The sequence below is a fragment of the Gammaproteobacteria bacterium genome, from assembly GCA_029880545.1.
Classification (GTDB): domain Bacteria; phylum Pseudomonadota; class Gammaproteobacteria; order Acidiferrobacterales; family SZUA-150; genus JAOUOD01.
This window is the reverse complement of the sequence record JAOUOD010000006.1, coordinates 60517-80835: the sequence shown is the minus strand read 5'-3', so window position 1 is coordinate 80835 and position 20319 is coordinate 60517. Positions and strand designations below refer to the sequence as shown.

The 20319-nt window shown below is 53.6% G+C and carries 21 protein-coding genes; 20 read left to right on the top strand and 1 reads right to left on the bottom strand.

Annotation, left to right across the window (positions count from 1 at the left end):
• The first annotated feature begins 4 nt into the window (after positions 1–4).
• From OEZ10_08400 to OEZ10_08310, 19 genes are all read left to right on the top strand, one after another.
• Positions 5–1174 carry a 3-phosphoglycerate dehydrogenase family protein gene (locus OEZ10_08400; protein ID MDH5633002.1) on the top strand — a complete coding sequence of 390 codons (1170 nt, stop codon included), beginning with the start codon at positions 5–7 and terminating at the stop codon, positions 1172–1174.
• A gap of 51 nt (positions 1175–1225) precedes the next feature.
• On the top strand, positions 1226–2302 hold the full coding sequence (pheA, locus tag OEZ10_08395) for a prephenate dehydratase (protein MDH5633001.1): 1077 nt from the start codon (positions 1226–1228) through the stop codon (positions 2300–2302).
• 2 nt (positions 2303–2304) lie between these two features.
• The gene (gene hisC, locus OEZ10_08390) at positions 2305–3405 is read left to right on the top strand and encodes a histidinol-phosphate transaminase (GenBank protein ID MDH5633000.1); all 1101 of its coding nucleotides are present in this window, start codon (positions 2305–2307) and stop codon (positions 3403–3405) included.
• 16 nt (positions 3406–3421) lie between these two features.
• Positions 3422–4306 (top strand): prephenate dehydrogenase/arogenate dehydrogenase family protein, encoded by an 885-nt coding sequence (locus OEZ10_08385; protein ID MDH5632999.1) that lies wholly within the window; start codon positions 3422–3424, stop codon positions 4304–4306.
• Positions 4303–5631, top strand: coding sequence for a 3-phosphoshikimate 1-carboxyvinyltransferase (gene aroA, locus OEZ10_08380; GenBank protein ID MDH5632998.1), 1329 nt, complete (start codon positions 4303–4305; stop codon positions 5629–5631). The genes OEZ10_08385 and aroA overlap by 4 nt, the downstream gene beginning before the upstream one ends.
• Positions 5628–6302 carry a (d)CMP kinase gene (cmk, locus tag OEZ10_08375; protein MDH5632997.1) on the top strand — a complete coding sequence of 225 codons (675 nt, stop codon included), beginning with the start codon at positions 5628–5630 and terminating at the stop codon, positions 6300–6302. The genes aroA and cmk overlap by 4 nt, the downstream gene beginning before the upstream one ends.
• Positions 6303–6417: 115 nt before the next feature.
• On the top strand, positions 6418–8097 hold the full coding sequence (gene rpsA, locus OEZ10_08370; GenBank protein MDH5632996.1) for a 30S ribosomal protein S1: 1680 nt from the start codon (positions 6418–6420) through the stop codon (positions 8095–8097).
• Positions 8098–8170: 73 nt separating this feature from the next.
• Positions 8171–8455: an integration host factor subunit beta gene (locus OEZ10_08365; GenBank protein ID MDH5632995.1), complete on the top strand. Its 285-nt coding sequence runs from the start codon at positions 8171–8173 to the stop codon at positions 8453–8455.
• An 86-nt stretch (positions 8456–8541) separates the two neighbouring features.
• Positions 8542–8838 carry a LapA family protein gene (locus OEZ10_08360; GenBank protein ID MDH5632994.1) on the top strand — a complete coding sequence of 99 codons (297 nt, stop codon included), beginning with the start codon at positions 8542–8544 and terminating at the stop codon, positions 8836–8838.
• A gap of 15 nt (positions 8839–8853) precedes the next feature.
• Positions 8854–10005 (top strand): lipopolysaccharide assembly protein LapB, encoded by a 1152-nt coding sequence (lapB, locus tag OEZ10_08355; protein MDH5632993.1) that lies wholly within the window; start codon positions 8854–8856, stop codon positions 10003–10005.
• Positions 10002–10700 (top strand): orotidine-5'-phosphate decarboxylase, encoded by a 699-nt coding sequence (gene pyrF, locus OEZ10_08350; protein MDH5632992.1) that lies wholly within the window; start codon positions 10002–10004, stop codon positions 10698–10700. Before lapB ends, pyrF begins: the two co-directional genes overlap by 4 nt.
• Before the next feature lie 145 nt (positions 10701–10845).
• Positions 10846–11067 carry a helix-hairpin-helix domain-containing protein gene (locus OEZ10_08345; protein MDH5632991.1) on the top strand — a complete coding sequence of 74 codons (222 nt, stop codon included), beginning with the start codon at positions 10846–10848 and terminating at the stop codon, positions 11065–11067.
• A gap of 148 nt (positions 11068–11215) precedes the next feature.
• Complete coding sequence (gene rfaE1 / locus OEZ10_08340; GenBank protein MDH5632990.1) at positions 11216–12175, top strand: D-glycero-beta-D-manno-heptose-7-phosphate kinase; 960 nt, start codon at positions 11216–11218, stop codon at positions 12173–12175.
• Positions 12172–13191 (top strand): ADP-glyceromanno-heptose 6-epimerase, encoded by a 1020-nt coding sequence (gene rfaD, locus OEZ10_08335; GenBank protein ID MDH5632989.1) that lies wholly within the window; start codon positions 12172–12174, stop codon positions 13189–13191. The genes rfaE1 and rfaD overlap by 4 nt, the downstream gene beginning before the upstream one ends.
• Before the next feature lie 55 nt (positions 13192–13246).
• Positions 13247–14251, top strand: coding sequence for an NAD-dependent epimerase (locus tag OEZ10_08330; protein ID MDH5632988.1), 1005 nt, complete (start codon positions 13247–13249; stop codon positions 14249–14251).
• Positions 14252–14302: 51 nt separating this feature from the next.
• On the top strand, positions 14303–15316 hold the full coding sequence (locus OEZ10_08325) for a glycosyltransferase family 4 protein (protein MDH5632987.1): 1014 nt from the start codon (positions 14303–14305) through the stop codon (positions 15314–15316).
• A 9-nt stretch (positions 15317–15325) separates the two neighbouring features.
• Positions 15326–17167, top strand: coding sequence for a polysaccharide biosynthesis protein (locus OEZ10_08320; GenBank protein MDH5632986.1), 1842 nt, complete (start codon positions 15326–15328; stop codon positions 17165–17167).
• Between the two features lie 39 nt (positions 17168–17206).
• Entirely contained in the window at positions 17207–17749 is a 543-nt protein-coding gene (locus tag OEZ10_08315; protein ID MDH5632985.1) for a hypoxanthine-guanine phosphoribosyltransferase, read from the top strand.
• A complete protein-coding gene (locus OEZ10_08310) occupies positions 17750–18487 on the top strand; it encodes an S-methyl-5'-thioinosine phosphorylase (protein MDH5632984.1) in 738 nt (245 codons plus the stop codon).
• A 42-nt stretch (positions 18488–18529) separates the two neighbouring features.
• Here the strand turns inward: OEZ10_08310 and OEZ10_08305 are convergent, their stop codons facing one another.
• Positions 18530–19123 carry a peptidoglycan binding protein CsiV gene (locus OEZ10_08305; protein MDH5632983.1) on the bottom strand — a complete coding sequence of 198 codons (594 nt, stop codon included), beginning with the start codon at positions 19121–19123 and terminating at the stop codon, positions 18530–18532.
• A gap of 260 nt (positions 19124–19383) precedes the next feature.
• Between OEZ10_08305 and OEZ10_08300 the strand changes: the two genes are divergently transcribed.
• Complete coding sequence (locus OEZ10_08300; protein ID MDH5632982.1) at positions 19384–20319, top strand: hypothetical protein; 936 nt, start codon at positions 19384–19386, stop codon at positions 20317–20319.

Genomic DNA, 20319 nt, shown 5'->3' with positions numbered 1-20319 from the left:
GGCCGTGCACAAGATCCAGACCTTGAACAATATTTCCGAGAAGGGCCTTGGTCGCCTTCCGTCAGACAAGTATGAAATCGGCAACACTGTTTCTGATCCGGATGCCATCCTGTTGCGATCTTTCAAAATGCATGACATGGAGCTGCCAGCGTCGTTAAAGGCGGTTGGGCGCGCCGGCGCCGGCGTGAACAACATACCTGTTGAAAAAATGAGCGGCCTCGGCATCCCGGTATTCAACGCGCCTGGCGCCAATGCCAACGCTGTGAAGGAACTGGTGCTTGCGGCCATGCTGATGGTTTGTCGAAACATCGGGCCGGCCTGGGATTTTGCCCGTAGCCTTGAAGGTACGGATGAAGAAATCGGCAAGGCGACCGAGGCGGGCAAAAAGAATTATGCCGGCTACGAGTTGCCCGGGCGTACGTTGGGCGTAGTAGGCTTGGGTGCAATAGGACGTTATGTCGCCAATGCAGCCATTGCCCTGGGCATGAAGGTCATCGGCTTTGATCCCGGCATTACGGTTGAAGGTGCATGGCAATTGTCCGCCAATGTAGACAAGGCGGCCAATATTGAAGAACTGCTGCGCGAAGTCGACTTCGTCACTTTCCATGTTCCGCTGGTTGATGCAACCCGCAACATGATCAATGCCGATACCATCAAGCTGATGAAAAAAGACGCGGTCGTACTCAATTTCGCCCGCAACGGCGTTGTTGACGACATGGCTGTGGTTGCCGCACTGGATGCTGGAAACCTGCGCGGTTATGCCTGTGATTTCCCCAGTAATCTTCTGAAGAATCATGCAAAGGTCATTGCTTTGCCTCATCTGGGCGCTTCCACTGGAGAGGCAGAGGAAAACTGTGCCATTATGGTGGCTGACCAGGTCAGTGATTTCCTGGAAAATGGCAACATCCGCAATTCGGTCAATTTCCCGGAAGTAGTGGTTTCGAGAGAAACCGATTTTCGTATCGTGATTGCCAATGAAAACAAGCCGGCCATGCTGGGCCAGATTTCAACCGCTGTGGCTGATGCCGGGCTGAATATTCACGATATGGTAAATCGCTCGCGTGGTGAAATGGCCTATACGCTGGTGGATGTGGACAGTGAAGTACCGCAATCGGTAATTGCCGCCATTGCCGCCATTGATGGAATCAGGTCAGTTCGCGTCATCGCGGGCTGATTGGCAACAGCTAACGAGATCATAACAGGGTGAACGGGTGAGCCTGTGAGCATGGATGATCGACTCAAGCAATTACGTGAACGCATTGACGGTCTGGATGAAAAAATCCTTGAGCTGATCAGTGAACGTGCCGCCTGTGCCCAGGAAGTGGCGCTGGTCAAACAGGAAAGCGGCAGCAGCGCCTATTATCGGCCGGAGCGCGAAGCCCAGGTGCTCAGGCGCATACTCAAGAACAATAATGGTCCGCTAGCCGATGAAGAAATGGCCCGGTTGTTTCGAGAGATTATGTCCGCGTGCCTGGCGCTGGAATCCAGACAGCTCATCGCGTTCCTGGGGCCGGAGGGCACCTATACACAGGAAGCGGCGCTCAAACATTTTGGTCATTCAGTCCGAACCCTGCCGCTCAATGCCATCGATGAAGTCTTTCGCGAGGTTGAGGCGGGCACCACTCCTTTCGGTGTAGTACCTATTGAGAATTCCACGGAAGGCGTAGTCAGTCACACGCTGGACAGCTTCATGGGTTCATCGCTTTATATTTGCGGTGAAGTCGAATTGCGCATTCATCACCAGTTTCTGAGCAAGAGCACAGAACTCTCCGCCATCAAGCGCGTGGTCTCGCATCGCCAGTCACTGGCACAGTGTCGTGAATGGCTGGATGCCAACCTCCCCGGTATCGAGCGCGTCGCCGCCGGCACCAACGCCGAAGCGGCAATGATCGCCAGCAGTGATCCGGAAGTAGCGGCTATAGCAAGTGAATCAGCAGCGCAACTTTACAAACTCAACATTCTTGTCGCCAACATTGAGGATGAACCGGACAATACCACCCGGTTCCTGATAATCGGCAAGCAGGAAACCGAACCAAGCGGCGATGACAAAACCAGCCTGCTGGTATCGTGCAAGAATCGTCCCGGTGGCCTCGCGGATCTGTTGATGCCATTGTCCAGGCACAAGATCAGCATGACGCGCATTGAATCGCGTCCGTCGCGCAAGGGCATGTGGGAGTACGTGTTCTTCCTGGATATCGAGGGCCATCACAGGAATCCGAAGATTGCCGCGGCCCTTGCCGACCTGGAAGAGCAGGCTGCATTCCTGAAGTTGCTGGGCTCCTATCCCAAGGCAGTATTGTAATCATGGCATTCGATCCTTTTTCGTTGGCTCAACCAGGTATTTGTGATTTGCAGGCTTACCAGCCCGGGAAACCGGTAGATGAGCTTGAGCGTGAACTGGGTATTACCAATATCATCAAGCTGGCATCCAATGAAAATCCTCTGGGTCCCGGACCCAAGGCGGTGAGCGCCATGCAGGCCGCCTTGCCTGAAAGTTCCCGTTACCCGGATGGCAATGGGTTTCGACTGAAGCAAGTGCTGGCCCGGCGCTACAATGTTGATCAAAACCGCATTACCTTGGGTAACGGATCCAATGACGTGCTTGAGTTGCTGGCGCGAGTGTTCGCCGGCCCCGGTCTGGACGTGGTTTTTTCCCGGCATGCGTTTGCTGTTTATCCTATTGCCGCCATGGCGGTAGGTGCCAATCCTGTAGTTGTGCCGGCGCGGCACTGGGGTTATGACCTGGATGCGCTATTGGCATCCATCACTGACACGACGCGCCTGGTGTTTATCGCCAATCCCAATAATCCGACCGGTACCTGGCTGAACGAAACGGAACTGAGCGCATTCCTGGATGCGGTACCTGATCATGTGGTTGTTGTGCTTGACGAGGCTTACGCGGAATACGTTGACGAACCCGGCTATCCCGACAGTATTGCGTGGCTGGCGGATTATCCCAACCTGGTGGTCACGCGAACATTCTCAAAGGCCTATGGGCTTGCGGCCTTGCGTGTGGGTTATGCCTTGTCCAGTGTTGAGGTGGCGGATTTGTTAAACCGTGTACGCCAACCTTTTAATGTCAATGCCCTGGCACTGGCTGCAGCCGAAGCTGCGCTTGCAGATAATGCGTACCTGGAACAATCAGTAGCGATCAATAAGGCTGGTATGCAACAGCTTGTCGAGGGCTTTCGGAAGCTTGGGCTGGATTATATTGAATCAGTCGGAAATTTTGTCTGCGTGGATGTTGCCCGGGAAGCGGCACCGGTATTCAAGGCGCTGTTGCAGCAAGGCGTGATTGTCCGTCCTGTTGCCAATTATGAAATGCCCAATCATTTGCGCGTCACTGTTGGCACACAGGAAGAAAACCAGCGTTTTCTTGCCGCGCTGGAAACCGTGTTGAGCTAACCGGAAAACTGTAACCATGACCGCAACAATTGAACGTCTGGCGATTATCGGAACAGGGCTGATTGGCGGTTCACTCGCCCGCGCCTTACGCGAAGCGGACGCGGTTGACGAGGTTGTCGGCTACAGCCGGCACCCGGGAAATATCCAGAAGGCCGTTGACCTGGGCGTCATTGATCGTGGCTGTATAAGTATTGCTGAAGCAGCAGAAGATGCTGATGTTGTTGTAGTGGCCACACCGGTGGGCGTTATCGAGCAGGTATTCGCGGAATTGTTGCCGGTCATTCATGAAGACATGGTGATTACCGATGTGGGCTCGGTCAAGCAGGATATAATTCAGTGCGCGCGCGCGAGGCTTGGCAACGCTTTTTCCTGTTTTGTTCCCGGGCACCCCATTGCCGGTACCGAGCATTCCGGTATTGAGGCATCATTTGCAGAGTTGTTTGACAATCACAATGTTATTCTGACCCCGGTTGAAGAAACCGACCCGGTTGCTGTCGCCCGTATTGAAACCATGTGGGAGGTGACAGGCGCTCGTGTCGAAACCATGGATGCGGCGGATCACGACGAGGTCATGGCCGCCTGCAGTCATGCGCCGCATGTACTGGCCTACGCGCTGGTGGACTTGCTGGTCAGGCAGGACAATCATCGGGAGATATTCCGATTTGCTGCCGGTGGTTTCCGGGACTTTACCCGTATTGCGTCCAGTTCACCGGATATGTGGCGTGATATCAGTCTCCATAATCGTCACGCGCTCACCAGGGTGCTGACCGATTATCGTGATAACCTGGATGATATTATCCAGATGATACAGTCGCGTGATGGCGATGCATTGCGTGACACCTTCCATCGCGCCAAGCATGCGCGCGATGAATACTTTTTGAATCGCAAGAAAGAAACATGAGCAGCAAGCTGATTAATTTTGAAGTACAGCCGGGTGGCGTGTTGCAGGGCAGCCTGCGGGTGCCCGGTGACAAGTCCATATCGCATCGTTCCGTCATGCTGGGATCATTGGCGGAAGGTGTCACCGAGGTGGATGGCCTGCTCGAGGGTGATGATGTGCTGGCCACTATCGGTGCGTTTCGCGCCATGGGTGTGCAAATGCAGGGCCCGGATAACGGTCGACTGGTCATACATGGCGTTGGCATGCATGGGCTGAAAGCGCCGACTGCAGCGCTGGACATGGGAAATTCGGGTACAGCCATGCGCCTGATGTCCGGAGTATTGGCCGGGCAGAATTTCGATAGCGAGCTGATCGGTGATGTTTCCCTGAGCAAGCGACCGATGGCGCGCGTTACCGAGCCATTGGCGCTCATGGGTGCAAGAATCGTTACCAATGAAGGCGGCAGGCCACCACTCAGAATCCACGGTGGCAGCAAGTTAAAGGGTATTCGTTATCAGCTTCCCATGGCCAGTGCCCAGGTCAAATCCTGCCTGTTGCTGGCCGGCATGTATGCCGAGGGCGAGACCTCGGTAACTGAACCGGCACCGACGCGCGATCATACCGAGCGCATGCTCAACGGCTTTGGCTACCCGGTAAAAACGACAGGCAGTAGCATGAGCCTGCAAGCCGGTGGCAGTCTGCGCGGTTGCAAGATTGATGTGCCAGCCGATATTTCATCGGCAACGTTTTTCCTGGTGGGTGCCGCCATGACCCCGGGGTCTGACCTGCTGCTGCAGCATGTCGGTATCAATCCGACCCGGATCGGTGTACTTAATATATTGAAGCTTATGGGCGCGGATCTTGAACTCCGGAACGAGCGCACTGTCGGCGGTGAGCCGGTGGCGGATATTCGTGTGCGTGGTGGCCGACTGACAGGCATTACCGTGCCCGAGGACCAGGTGCCCTTGGCGATTGACGAGTTTCCCATGCTGTTTGTGGCCGCGGCCTGCGCCCGGGGCGAAACCCGGATTACCGGTGCCGACGAGTTGCGGGTCAAGGAGTGTGACCGGATTGCAGTTATGGTCGAGGGTCTGAAGGTGCTGGGTGTTGATGTGGAAGAACTGGTGGACGGCGCCGTTATTCGTGGCGGCGAAATCCATGGCGGCGAAGTGCACAGTCATGACGATCACCGTATTGCTATGGCGTTTTCCATGGCGGCGTTGCACGCGGATTCACCCATTATTATTCACGACTGCGCCAATGTGGCCACGTCATTTCCAACTTATGCAGAGCTGGCACGCGAAGCCGGCCTGCAAATCCTGGTTCGCGAGGCGACTGCCGGGTGAGTGCTGTTCCGGTCATTACCATTGACGGCCCGTCGGGTGTAGGCAAGGGCACCATCAGTCAGCAGCTGGCTACCGAGCTGGGTTGGCATATGCTGGATAGCGGTGCACTGTACCGGGCCGTGGGTTGGGCTGCTGCCGGAAGGGGATTGCTGGACGGCGATGAATCCCGGTTGGCCCAATTGGCTGGTGATGTCAATATTATATTCCGGCCCGGAGCCGATAGCCTGACCGAAGTTGAGATTGACGGCAGTGTCGTCGGAGATGCCTTGCGAACTGAAGAATCCGGGGCGGCCGCGTCCAAAATAGCCGCCTTGCCGGCCGTTCGCGAAGCATTGCTGGCCAAACAGCGGGCATTCCGCCAATTCCCCGGTCTTGTGGCCGATGGCCGGGACATGGGTAGCCGCATTTTTCCTGATGCCCAGGCCAAGATTTTTCTCGTTGCCAGTGCCGAAATTCGGGGTCAGAGGCGCTATAAGCAGTTGAAGGAAAAGGGTTTCGATGTTAATCTTCCGCGCCTTGTGGATGAGATTCGGGCGCGGGACGAGCGCGATGCCAACCGACCAGTCTCACCCATGCGACCGGCAGACGATGCACATGTGATCGACACCGGGTCACTCACCATAGAAGAGGTGATGGCCAAGGTTCGCGAAATTGCGCAGCAGTCTTTCTGATCCCGGTCACCGGCCCTGGAATACAGGGCCAACCGAATCCCGACGGTATGATCGGGCACTGTAACAAGTCGACCCTGTGCAGCCAGTCCGGCAAGTGGTCGCAGAGTACAAATCCATGAGCGAAAGTTTTGCTGAACTCTTTGAAGAAAGCCTGAAATCCTCCGACATGAAACCGGGCCAACTGATTGTTGGTGAGGTTATCGATGTCAATGACGATTACGTTACGGTATTTGCCGGGCTTAAATCAGAGGGTGTTATTCCTGCCTATGAATTCAAGGGCGCCAACGGTGAATTGAGTGTCAGTGTTGGTGACCAGGTTGAAGTCGTCGTCGATCAACTTGAAGATGGTTTCGGTTCCACGCGCCTGTCTCGCGAAAAAGCGGTTCGTGAAAAGACCTGGGGTGTCCTGGAGAAGGCTTTCGAAGCCGAGGCTATTGTTACCGGCGTTATGACCGGCAAGGTCAAGGGCGGTTTCACCGTTACCATCGACAATGTCCGCGCGTTCCTGCCGGGCTCGCTGGTTGATGTTCGTCCTATTCGTGACCCCAGTTACCTTGAAGGCAAGGAACTGGAATTCAAGGTTATCAAGATCGATCGCCGCCGCAACAACGTCGTGGTTTCACGCCGTGCCGTGGTTGAATCCGAAATGTCCGCAGATCGCGAAGAACTGCTGTCCAATCTTGAAGAAGGCCAGACCGTCAAGGGCGTGGTCAAGAATCTTACCGATTACGGTGCGTTTGTTGACCTCGGTGGCATTGATGGCCTGCTGCATATTACCGACCTGGCGTGGAAGCGCGTCAAGCATCCCTCAGAATTGCTGAACATTGGTGACGAAATCGAAGCCAAGGTTCTGCGTTATGACCGTGATCGTAACCGCGTTTCATTGGGTCTGAAGCAGCTGGGTTCCGATCCGTGGGAAGATATTTCCCGCCGCTACCCGGAAAGTTCACGCCTGTTTGGCAAGGTGACCAATATCACTGACTACGGTTCATTTGTTGAAATCGAAGAAGGTATTGAAGGCCTGGTGCATGTATCCGAAATGGACTGGACCAACAAGAACATCCATCCGAGCAAGGTAGTCCAGGTTGGCGATGAAGTGGAAGTCATGATCCTGGATATCGATCCGGAGCGCCGCCGCATTTCACTGGGCATGAAGCAGTGCAAGTCCAATCCGTGGGAAGACTTTGCTGTTAACCACAACAAGGGTGACACGGTTAAGGGTTCCATCAAGTCCATTACCGACTTCGGTATCTTCGTGGGCCTGGATGGCGGAATTGACGGTCTGATTCACCTGAGTGACCTGTCCTGGAGCCGTCCTGGCGAAGAAGCTGTGCGCGATTTCAAGAAGGGTGACGAAATTGAAGCCGTTGTGCTGGCGGTTGATGCCGAGCGTGAACGTATTTCCCTGGGCGTCAAGCAGATCGAAGGCGATCCGTTTTCAAGCTTTGTTGCCGAGCATGGCAAGGGCAGCATTGTTACCGGTACCGTTGAATCTGTAGAAGCCAAGGGCGCGGTAATCAGGTTGTCAGAAGAAGTGGACGGCTACCTGAGAGCGTCCGAGCTGTCCATGGATCGCGTTGAAGATGCGCGCGCCATGCTGAACGAAGGTGACGAAGTTGAAGCCAAGATCACCACTATTGATCGCAAGAATCGCAAGATTTCCCTGTCCATCAAGGCCAAGGATCTTGCCGAGGAAAGCGAAGTGGTTCAGCAGTACAGTGGCAAGCCGGCTCGCACCGGCGTAACGCTGGGTGACAAGCTGAAAGAGCAGCTGGGTGGTCAGTCGGAAGACTAATTGCTAGTCCGTTTAACCCGGGTTAATTAAGGGCCCTGATTGGTTGTCAGAAACAGAAAAACAGGATGGGGATATGACAAAATCAGAACTCATTGAAATGTTGGCGGCAAGACAGCCGCAACTCGAACATCGCGATGTTGAACTCGCGGTCAAGGAGTTGCTGGAGCAGATGTCGTCGGCCCTTGCCACCGGGGAACGAATCGAGGTGCGCGGTTTTGGCAGTTTTTCGCTGCATTACCGCCCGCCGAGAGTAGGGCGCAATCCAAAGACCGGCACGGCGGTGCATGTTCCTGACAAGTATGTACCGCACTTCAAGCCTGGCAAGGAATTGCGTGATCGGGTAAACGGCGGTGCCTGAATTGACAAGGCTAATTAAGACGGCATCATAATGATGCCGTTTTTTTTGTCTGAAACATTCTGATTTGGGATACGGGACACAAGCGAATGCAAAGGTTTTTCTATATTCTTACAAGCGTTATCGTGCTGATGGTTGGCATAACATTTACGTTGCACAATTCCCAGCCAGTTACACTTGAGTACTATTTCGGTTTCAGGTGGGAGGCCGCACTATCATTGTTGATCCTGATTTCGATGATCATTGGCGTGATTGCCGGATACCTGGCCAGCCTGAAGAGTATCCTGTCATTGCAACGCAACCTGTCTAAGGCTCGGCGCGATGTCCAGGCTGCCGAACAGGAACTCGCGGCATTACGATCCTTGCCAATTCGCGATGCACTGTAATCGAGGCATTTATTGATGGGTCAGGCTGAATTGTTATGGTTGCTGCTGCCCGTTGCCGCATTTTCCGGTTGGTGGATTGCCCGCCGGGAGCGCAAGAATTCATCTGTTGAATTGCCTTCTGCCTATTTTCAGGGCTTGAATTTTCTGCTTAATGAGCAGCCTGACAAGGCTATTGAGGTATTTGTCAGGGTTCTTGAAGTCAATTCTGAAACTGCCGAAACCCATATGGCGCTGGGCAACCTGTTTCGTCGTCGTGGTGAAGTGGAACGCGCCATCAGGATCCACCAGAATCTTATTGCCAGGCCGACGCTGGGCAAGGATCAGAAAGGCCAGGCACTGCTGGAGCTTGGACAGGACTACCTGAAGGCAGGACTGTATGATCGTGCCGAAAACCTGTTCCTGCAGCTCAGGGAAAACCCGTTCCACAGACAAAATGCATTGCGACTTCTGCTGGATATCTACCAGAAGGAAAAGGAATGGGACAAGGCGATAGATGTCAGTCATGGGCTTGACAGATTGTCCGGAAAGAGTCACGCGGATGTCATTGCTCATTACTATTGCGAGTTGGCGGAAGATGCGTTAGCCGCCAGCAATCATTTGCTGGCACAAAAACATATCAAGCATGCGCTGTCATCGGATCCCGCCAGTGTTCGGGCCAGCCTGTTGCAGGGACAGATTGATGCAGGTAATGCCGACTACAGAAGTGCAATCAAGGCATGGAAACGTGTCGAGCACCAGGGCTTGCAATTCCTGGGTGAAGCGGTAGGGCCAATTGCTGACGCCTATCGAAAACTGGGTGATGAAGGCGGGCTGTACCGCTATTTTTCCGAGCTCGCCGGGCGCTATAACAATATCCCGGTAATGCTGGAATTTGCTGATATTATTCGGGAGCGGGATGGCGTCAAGGTCGCTGAACAGTTTGTCGTAGACTGGTTGCGTCGTCGACCAACAGTGCATGGTCTGTACCGACTCATCGAACTCAATTTGCTCAAAAATGATGAAGACAGCAAGGATCTGTTGTTGCTGAAAACAATAATTGGCCAGTTGTGCGAGCGCCAGACCGGGTACGTCTGCCACAAGTGTGGCTTCAAGGGTCGCACCCTGCATTGGTTGTGTCCCGGCTGTAATCACTGGAATACGTTCAAGCCGGTCGAGGATATAGTATGAATGATGCCAGGATTATAGTGGCACTGGATTTCCCGGAAAGCCGGCCGGCAATCGCGCTTGCGGACAGGCTTGATCCATCGGTCTGCAAGCTCAAGGTAGGACTGGAGTTATTTGTCAGTGAAGGACCGGCCATTGTCGAAATGCTCACCGGCAAGGGCTTTGATGTATTTCTTGATCTTAAGTTTCACGATATTCCCAATACCGTGGCCCAGGCCTGCCGCGCGGCCGCAGCAACCGGCGCCTGGATGATAAATATTCATGCACTAGGCGGCCAGCGTATGATGGCGGCGGCGAGGGAAGCGATTGACGGTTGCGATCATAAGCCGCTGTTAATTGGTGTAACCATATTGACCAGTCATGCCGACGAAGAGCTGGCACAGATCGGGTTGACCGGGACAACGTCTGAGATGGTATCGTGCCTGGCGAGCCAGGTTCGTGACTGTGGGCTTGATGGGGTTGTCTGTTCACCGCATGAGGCCTCGGCATTACGCAACCAGGCCGGAGACGGCTTTGTTCTGGTTACACCGGGTGTACGACCTGTCGGCGCAGACGTGGCGGATCAGCGTCGCGTCATGACACCCCGGGAGGCCCTGACCGCAGGGGCAAGTTACCTGGTTATTGGGCGACCTATAACCGGCGCCAGTGATCCGGCGATCCGTGCCAGCGAGATTGCTGAAGACTGTGCCGGCATCTAGAGCTTGACCCCTGGCGCGTGCTCGCGGCATGATTATGTCGCCTGCTGGCGGACAGTAAGCAAATGGAATTGTCTTACTTTTAGTTAGTAAATCACGGAGGATTGTTATGAAATTTTTACGTCAACTTGTTATCACCGTTTTCCTGATGCTGCCGGTGGCAGGATTTTGCGGACCGGTGAACATCAATACCGCCGATGCTGCCACCATTGCCGCCGAGCTTAATGGTGTTGGTTTGAAGAAGGCGGAAGCCATTGTTGCCTACCGAGCCAAGAATGGTGCTTTCAAAACAGCCGAGGATCTGGCCAAGGTCAAGGGAATCGGTCTCAAAACTGTCAGCAAGAACCGAGACAATATTGTTGTAAAATAGGCGCCTGCTGTCCGCCGCAGGCGCCTGCGCCCTCGACATCACCCGAAAAAGCCCCGATAATTCAGCTGCCTGCATCTGCCGGTCACCGGGTTTCCCGGTATTCGACCAGCCTGCGGGTGTTGTTTTTTTGGCAGAGGGGTAGCTTTTTGTGTTTCAGGATTTGATTTCTCGCCTGGCCAGGGGTCGGGTATTGGTTGTGGGTGACGCCATGGTCGATCGGTACTGGTACGGTGGGGTGGAGCGAATTTCACCCGAGGCGCCGGTACCCGTGGTCTCGGTTAATGGTAATGACGAGCGCCTGGGCGGCGCGGCCAACGTGGCGCGCAACGTGGCGGCGCTGGGCAGCCAGTGCGGTCTGCTGGCCGTGACCGGTGACGATGAGGGTGCCGATATCCTGGAGTCTTTACTGACAAAATCGGGGATTCGCCACAACTTGTGCCGTGATGCTGCCATTTCCACTACTGTGAAATTGCGCATTATCTCCCAGCACCAACAGCTTTTGCGGCTGGATTTCGAGTCCCGGGGCACACCCGAGGCCCGGCAGCGCCTGCTTGACCGGTTCATCGAGGTTTTGCCTGACTATGACGTGGTCATCGTTTCTGACTACGGCAAGGGTGGATTGGGGCATATCCAAGAGATGATTGCTGCGGCCCGGGAGCGTGGCAAGCACGTGGTAGTGGACCCCAAGGGTGATGACTATTCCGGTTACCGCAACGCCAGCCTGATTACGCCCAACCGCAAGGAATTTGAGCAAGTCGCCGGCCGGTTTTCAGGAAACGACGATCTGGAACGCCGCGCCCGTGCCATGGTCGATGAATTGAACCTTGACGGGCTGCTGGTGACGCGTGGTGACGAAGGCATGAGCCTGTTTCCGCGTGGCCAGGCGGTTATTCACAAACCGGCGAGAGCGCGCGATGTGTTCGATGTTACCGGTGCCGGCGATACAGTGATCGCATCAATCGGTGCCGCCTATGCCGTTGGTGCCGAAACAGTTGACGCGGTGCACCTGGCCAATGTTGCTGCCGGTATTGTCGTTGGCAAGCTTGGCGCGGAAACAGCCAGCCCGGCGGAAATCCTGGACGCGGTTAAACGAGAGGAGCAGGAATGATTGTGGTAACAGGCGGCGCCGGGTTTATCGGTGCCAATATCGTAAAAGGTTTGAATGATCGCGGCGAAACCGACGTGATTGTTGTTGATAACTTGGAAAAGGCCGAAAAGTTTTACAACATCACCGATTGTGAAATCGCCGACTATATCGACAAGCGGGAATTTATCCGCCAGGTTGAAAACGGCAGTTTTCGCCACAAGCCAAGAGCAATATTTCATGAAGGTGCGTGCTCGGACACGATGGAGCACAACGGCCTGTACATGATGAGTAATAACTATGATTACTCCAAGACATTGTTGCACTATTGTCAGGAACAGGGGGCGCAGTTTATTTACGCCTCGTCCGCATCGGTCTATGGCGGTGGCTCCGTGTTCAAAGTCGACCGTCAGTACGAAGCACCGCTGAATGTTTACGGCTATTCCAAGTTTCTGTTTGATCAATATGTACGACGCATTTTTCCGCGGGCGACGGCACAAATAGCGGGGTTCAGGTATTTCAACGTGTATGGCGCGCGTGAGCAGCACAAGGGGCGCATGGCGTCGGTGGCGTTTCATTTTTTCAACCAGTACAGCAAGGATGGCAAGGTCAGGCTGTTTGAAGGTATAGAAGGTTATGCCAATGGCGGGCAACTGCGTGATTTTATCTCGGTGGAAGACGTGGTGGCGGTCAACTTTTTCTTCCTCGATAACCCGGACAAGAGCGGCATATTCAACGTTGGTACCGGGCGCGCCCAGCAGTTTAATGATATGGCCGTGGCCAGCGTCAATACTGTCAGAAAGTCCCGTGGCGAGAGCGTGTTGACGCTCGAGCAAATGCAGCAGCAGGGCATAATTGAGTACATTCCGTTTCCGGATTCGCTGCGCGGCAAGTACCAGAGTTTCACCCAGGCGGACATCATCGGGTTGCGTGATGCCGGGTATGACAGGGACTTCTATACGGTCGAACAAGGTGTTGAGCGCTACGTGAATTCGCTGATCGAAAAAGGTGATGTCAAGGAAATCGAGTCGGTTCGCTGACGCGCCGTAGCAGGTTGCGTGGAACGGGTATTTTAACGAATTTGGTGTACCAGAAATGAAAATCATGATAACCGGCGTTGCCGGATTTATAGGCTCTACCCTGGCATTGCGGTTGCTGGAACGCGGCGATGAAGTTTATGGCGTCGATAACCTGAATGACTATTACAGTGTCGACCTGAAAAAGGCCAGACTAGAGCGCATAAAAGGCTACAAGGGCTTTACCTTCCAGCTGATGGACATTGCTGATCGCCAGGCAATGGAGAAGTTGTTCAGCGAAAACAGGTTTGATGCCGTGATGAATCTCGCTGCCCAGGCCGGTGTACGCTACTCCATTGAGAATGCGCCGGCCTACATTGATGCCAATCTCGTCGGTTTTGCCAACGTCCTGGAGGGCGCGCGACATAGTGGCGTCAAGCATGTAGTGTTCGCTTCGTCCAGCTCAGTATACGGCGCCAATACCAAGCTGCCATTCTCGGAAAATGATAACGTCGACCACCCGGTGTCGCTGTACGCGGCAACCAAGAAAGCAAATGAGCTGATGGCCCACAGTTATGCCCATTTGTATGACCTTCCCTGTACCGGGTTACGGTTCTTCACTGTTTACGGGCCTTGGGGCAGGCCGGATATGGCACTGTTCAAGTTTACCAAGGGAATCCTCGAAGGTACGCCGATACCGGTGTTCAATAATGGCAAAATGGTGCGCGACTTTACCTATATTGATGACATTATCGAGGGTGTAGTTCGTGTTATTGACCAGACTGCAGTATCGAATCCTGGCTGGAGCGGTGACAAGCCGGATCCGGCAACAAGCTATAAACCTTGGCGTGTCTTTAACATCGGTAATAACAACCCTGTTGAACTGATGCGTTATATCGAGGTGCTCGAAGAATGTCTTGGTAAAAAGGCAATTCTGGACCTGCTGCCCATCCAGCCCGGTGATGTACCGGCCACTTACGCCAATACCGACAATCTTGAAAAGGCGGTCGGTTTCCGTCCGGCGACAACGGTTGAAACAGGTGTTGCCAGGTTTGTCGAATGGTACAAGAGCTATCATTCCTGACGCGGCTGACGGGTTCCAGGGCAATCGTCAGCACAGGCATGGTGGGCGACCATGACAATAATTGATGACTGGTTTGCGCCACTGGTCAGCCTTTTGCTGTCACTGGCAGTAACCTGGTTGCTTCAGACCCGGTTTGCCAACCTGATCGTTGATCGGCCCAATGACCGGTCGATGCATACAACCGACATTCCGCGTACGGGCGGGTTGGCGATCAACGCAGGTGTTGTTCTTGGCATGATTGCGGCATTCACTGGTACAGGATTCCCGTTCGGGCTGGTTATTATTGCCGGCTACGTGGCCGTGCTTGGCGTGTCGGTGCTGGATGATATTTTGTCGCTCGGTGCTGTACCGCGACTGGCAATTCACCTGCTTGCTGCCACGTTGCTCGTGACCGAGCTGTTTCCTGTGCGACTGATGATCGATTCGGCAATGTTCGCCGGATTGCTGATAACCGTGATGTCGGTGTTGGCTGCAACCTGGTTTATTAATCTCTATAACTTTATGGACGGAATGGACGGATTTTCGTCGGGTATGGCAATTTTCGGGTTTGCTGTACTGGCCATAATCGGTTTTGGCGCCGGCCATGAAGCCTATGGAATGACCTGTCTCGTCATTTGCGCTGCGGTAGCTGGATTCCTGGTTTTCAACTATCCGCCTGCCCGTATATTTATGGGCGACTCAGGCTCCATTGTAATTGGTTATATGGGCGCAACAATGATGCTATGGGGTGCAGCAGCCGGTACAGTGCCGCCGTGGCTGGGTATTCTGGCATTTTCACCGTTTATATTTGATGCCAGCTATACGCTGGCGAAACGAACCATCAAGGGAGACAGTATACTCAGCGCACACCGGGATCATTTTTATCAGCGCCTGGTTTTGTCTGGGGTCAGCAAGAAGACCGTTTTATGGCTGGAATATGGGTTGATGGCGGCATGCGCCGGTACCGCCGTTGCCATTGCGGGTTACGGCATGACTGTTCAGCTGGCCGGGTGTGCAATATGGTTGGTTGTTTACAGCGGATTGGCCATTGTGGCTGAACGATATCTGCGAGACCGGATACACTGAGCGGCAGACATGAAGAAATCAAGGCTTAATCGAACATTCATAATAGCTCATGACCTGTTCATGATCTCGGCAGCGTGGCTGCTGGCATTTTTTCTGCGCTATAACTTTGAATTGCCGCCCGATGAGGTTATTGAGCGGATGTTGCAGGCGCTTCCCGGTATTATGCTGGTTCAGGCTGTATGCTACTGGTATTTTGACATATATCGGGGTGTCTGGCGTTTTACCTCGGCCCGGGACGTCATGCTTATTGGCAAGGCGGTTCTCGCCGCTGTCATCGTATTTACGATGACGCTTTTTGTATTGACCCGGCTTGAAGGTATCCCGAGATCGGTTCCGTTGCTGTACTCATTGTTGATGTTTGGGCTCCTGGTTGGCCCCAGGTTTCTTGTGCGTATCAACGCCGACGACAGCTCGCGCCCGCAGGACGGTATTGAGCCGGTCCTTGTTGTTGGTGCGGGATCGGCGGGCGAGATGATTATCCGGGATTTGTTGCGTGACCCGAAGCGCCGGTTTCGCCCGGTGGGCATACTTGATGATGATACTTCCAAGCGAGGCAAGGAAATACATGGTGTTCGCGTGCTCGGGAATATCGAAAAAATCCCACGCATTGTCGCTGAAAAATCAATTCAACGCGTGATTGTCGCTATTCCATCGGCGACCACTGCAGAGATGCGCCGAATAGTCGAGGTATGTGAGGGCTGTGGCGTCCAGATGCGTACACTGCCGAAAATACAGGATATTATCTCCGGCGACGTTTCCATATCGACACTCAAAGAAGTGGCCATTGACGACTTGCTTGGTCGGGACGCGATCGAGCTGGACTGGGAAGCGATCCGGGGCCAATTGACTGAAAGAACCATACTGGTAACCGGGGCCGGCGGATCTATCGGCTCTGAGCTTTGTCGCCAGATCAGCAGGCTCAAGCCTGCGCGTCTTGTTATTGTTGACCATGGCGAATACAACCTCTACCGGATCGACATGGAGCTGCGCAAGCTTTTTCCGGACGTGGATATCCGAAGTGTATTGCTGGATGTCACCAACACATCCGGCGTGGACTGGTTGTTTGAATCCGAAAGACCGAGCGTCGTGTTTCATGCAGCAGCATACAAACATGTCCCGCTGCTGGAAGACCAGGTTGCTATTGCCGCCTGGAACAATATCCTTGGCACAAGGATAGTGGCTGATGCTGCCGTCCGGCATGGCACCAATGCATTTGTCCTGGTTTCAACTGACAAGGCGGTTAATCCCACCAACGTTATGGGAACAACCAAGCGCGTGGCCGAAATGTATTGCCAGTCGCAGAATACGGTATCGGGTACGCATTTTATTACCGTGCGATTCGGAAATGTGCTCGGTTCGGCCGGAAGCGTGATTCCACTGTTTCGAGAGCAGATTGCCGCCGGTGGCCCGGTTACTGTTACCCACGAGGATATTACGCGTTATTTCATGACCATACCCGAGGCGGCACAGCTGATTATGCAGGCCGCGGCCATGGGGCAAGGTGGCGAGATATTTGTGCTCGATATGGGTGAGCCGATTCGCATTGCCTACCTGGCTGAGCAAATGATCCTGCTGTCAGGAAAGACTCCCGGAGAGGATATCGAGATCCGTTATACCGGGTTGCGGCCGGGTGAAAAGCTGTATGAAGAGCTTTTTTATGAAGCTGAAAGCCATGAGCGCACTACTCATACGAAAATATTTCGAGCCAATACCGGGATTGAGGCGAAGCAGCGGGTCGAATCCGGCGTTCGGGAAATTACCGAAGGTATTGAAAGCCGAAATAATTCGGCTCTTGTTGAAATCTTGCGTAAACTGGTTCCGGAAAACCGGATCGGGGGCAATGCCGGCTGACGATACGGCGAGGATGTCATTATTTCGCGTGGGGGACTGATGTCAGAACACTACAGGCAAGTATACGAGCAGGCAGACACGATTTACGATCTTGCTCAGTTGCAAGAAGCCATTGCCGCGATGGCCGGGCAGCTAAACCAGAGGCTGGTCGATGAAGAACCGCTGGTGGTGTGTGTCATGAATGGCGGACTTGTATTCAGCGGACTGATCCTGCCGCACTTCAGTTTCCTGATGTCGCTGGATTATGTGCATGCCACGCGTTATGGCAACAAAACTGTCGGTACCGAGCTGACCTGGCTGAAACAGCCATCGGTCGATCCGAAAGGCAGAAAAGTGGTGATTCTGGATGATATATTTGACGAAGGATTTACGCTGAAGAGTATTGTCGGCAAGTATCAGGAGATGGGTGCATCCGAGGTTATCACCGCGGTACTGGCTGTCAAGGAAGGTACACAGAAGACGGATCTCAGGATTGATTACCAGGGCGTGGTCGTGCCAAATCGATACGTGTTTGGATTTGGTATGGACTACAAGGGTTACTTCAGAAATCTTCCCGGAATTTATGCAGTAAAGGATTCATGAATGATTGGAATAATTGGCGGTAGTGGACTGACAAGGTTGGCTTGTCTTGAGGCAACACATCGTGAAGTGGTGCGCACGCCTTATGGCGAGCCTTCTGCGCCCGCAACCATGGGCAAGGTTTGCGGGCATGACGTTGTGTTCTTGCCAAGGCATGGCCCAAGCCACACGATACCGCCACATGAGGTTAATTATCGTGCCAACATCTGGGCATTGCACAAGCTTGGGGTTTCGCAGGTGATCGCCGTCGCAGCAGTGGGTTCAATCACCGGCCTGTCCGATTGTGGCATCATGATTCCGGACCAGATAATTGATTATACTCACAGTCGTGAACATACTTTCTTTTCCGGTGGCGACAAGACTGTCACTCATGTGGACTTCACCGAGCCGTATTGCGAATCGTTGCGACATAAGCTTATTGCCGGTCTGGGCATACTCGAGTCTGAAACCCGTTCAAGCGGCACGTATGGCGCCACCCAGGGGCCGCGCTTTGAAACATCGGCCGAGATTCGTCGCATGGAGCGGGATGGCGTTGACATTGTCGGTATGACCGGGATGCCCGAAGCGGTGTTGGCCAGGGAAATTGGCTTGTGTTATGCAACTGTTGCCGTTTCAGTCAATGCGGCAGCCGGCAAGGGTGATGGTATTATTTCTTTGAAAGAAGTAGAAAGAAACCTGGAGCAGGGCATGGCAAATGTCCGTAAACTGCTCGAAACGGTTATTCCCGGACTTGAGCGCTGATACGCCGATCAGTGCTCAAGTCAGATATTTTATAGTCACTGGCTATACAGGTTTCACATACACCAGTACGCCGAACGCCGGGTGATCGAAGTAATACCAGGTTTCTGATTTTATCCGCCTGTCTTCATCAATACGATACACTGCAAAGCGTGGGCCGGTTTCCGGGTCGGTCGAGGATTGCGGATGGTTCGGCGGGATGAGATCGAGCGACACGTCCACGTGCAGGAACCGGCTCATGTAGAACTGGATATATCCTTCCAGCACGCCGATCGCATCAACCTGCAGCTTGAATTCCGCTGCCGGTGATTGCGAGCGCGCGTCAGCGACCTGAACCCAGCGCCGGCTTTCCAGGATTTCATAGTCACCACTTTCGGCAATCTTTTGACTGATAGACGCCAAGCTGGCATCGTCTTTAGGAGAGAGATAGCGTTGAATCGGATTTGGTCGATTTTCGGCTCGGGCAGATACCCGTAGTTCTGCTGGTGGCTCCAGTGGCCAAAGTTCGTTGCCTTCGACATGATTTAACGCGCGCACGATAATTGTCTCGATTTCGTAGCGGCGCTCAGTATCTTCCGCGTTTACCGTGGGCGCGGCGATTACCAGGCATAAAACTAATAAACGTATTAAATTCAACATGTTATAATCAAATCGTAGTTGGTCCGCTGATGGGCCTACGCTAACAGACTCAGCATAGCTTCGCCAGTAGGCTGACAGCCGGGCGGCAGGCATGACCCGCTTGGCGTTCTACGCGCCAATAGCGATTTTGACGACCCATGGATAAGGGGTTGGAAATTCATTGGGTTATGAGCTAAAGTTACGGTAGATTCAAAAGAAATGTCATAATCTTTTTAAGGTTATACCCTTTACCCATCATGCTCAGGGGAGAATGCGCGATCATGGCAGGTGAAATCAAAAAATGGGCTATCGGCCTGGCAGCTCTGAGCCTAAGCTCGATCAGCGGAATTGCCGGAGCAGCGACAGGAACGGTTGCCCCGAGTGAGCTCGACCGGGTAACCAATTTTCAGGGTTCAACCGGATTATTCTGGATGAACACCGCCTATACGCTGGGTATCGGTGAGTTGCGCGCTACCGCCATGGGGAGTTACGACAACGTGGCCATTACGCCCGTATATGACAGCGGCACCGATACCTATGTGAATTATGGTCCAGCGCTGATTCTTTATACGCCCGTTTCTGTCGCGCTTGGCTTGACTGAAACCATTGAGGTCAGCGGGTTGGCTAAAAGCTATAGCATCGACTACGACAATGATGCCCTGACAGACGAAACCGGCGCCGGTGATACCGAGGGTGCAATCAAATGGAATTTTTCCTCGCAGACTGAAAACCTGCCGGCATTGGCCGCTATATTTACCTTTGTTGCTGCAACCGGTGACAAGGACAAGGATCGACCATTCCGCCAGGTAGAGGAATTCGGTATCAAGGGTGGATTTGCAGCCTCAACCGAAACTATTGTTGGTAATGATACGCCGATTGGTTTTCATCTTGAGGTAGAAGCTGTGCTCAATGACCCTCTTAGTGATACCTCCAATAAAAAGGAAAAGCATTCGTTCATCAATGCCGGTTTTGTGGTACCGCTGAGTGATGATCATTTGCTGGTAGCCATTGCCGAAGTATCCCGCCTGGGAAATGCCAATACTACCCTGGCCGGTTACAACCGGGGCGAAGTCAGTGAACAGACCACTTCTACAATCGGTATCCGTTATACCTGGAAGTACATTAATGCAGGGCTGGCAGCCCAGAGTGTTGACAGTGCTGTTGGTGGCATCAGTACCCACAGAAGGGCGTTGGCGACCGTAGGTATTGGATTCTGA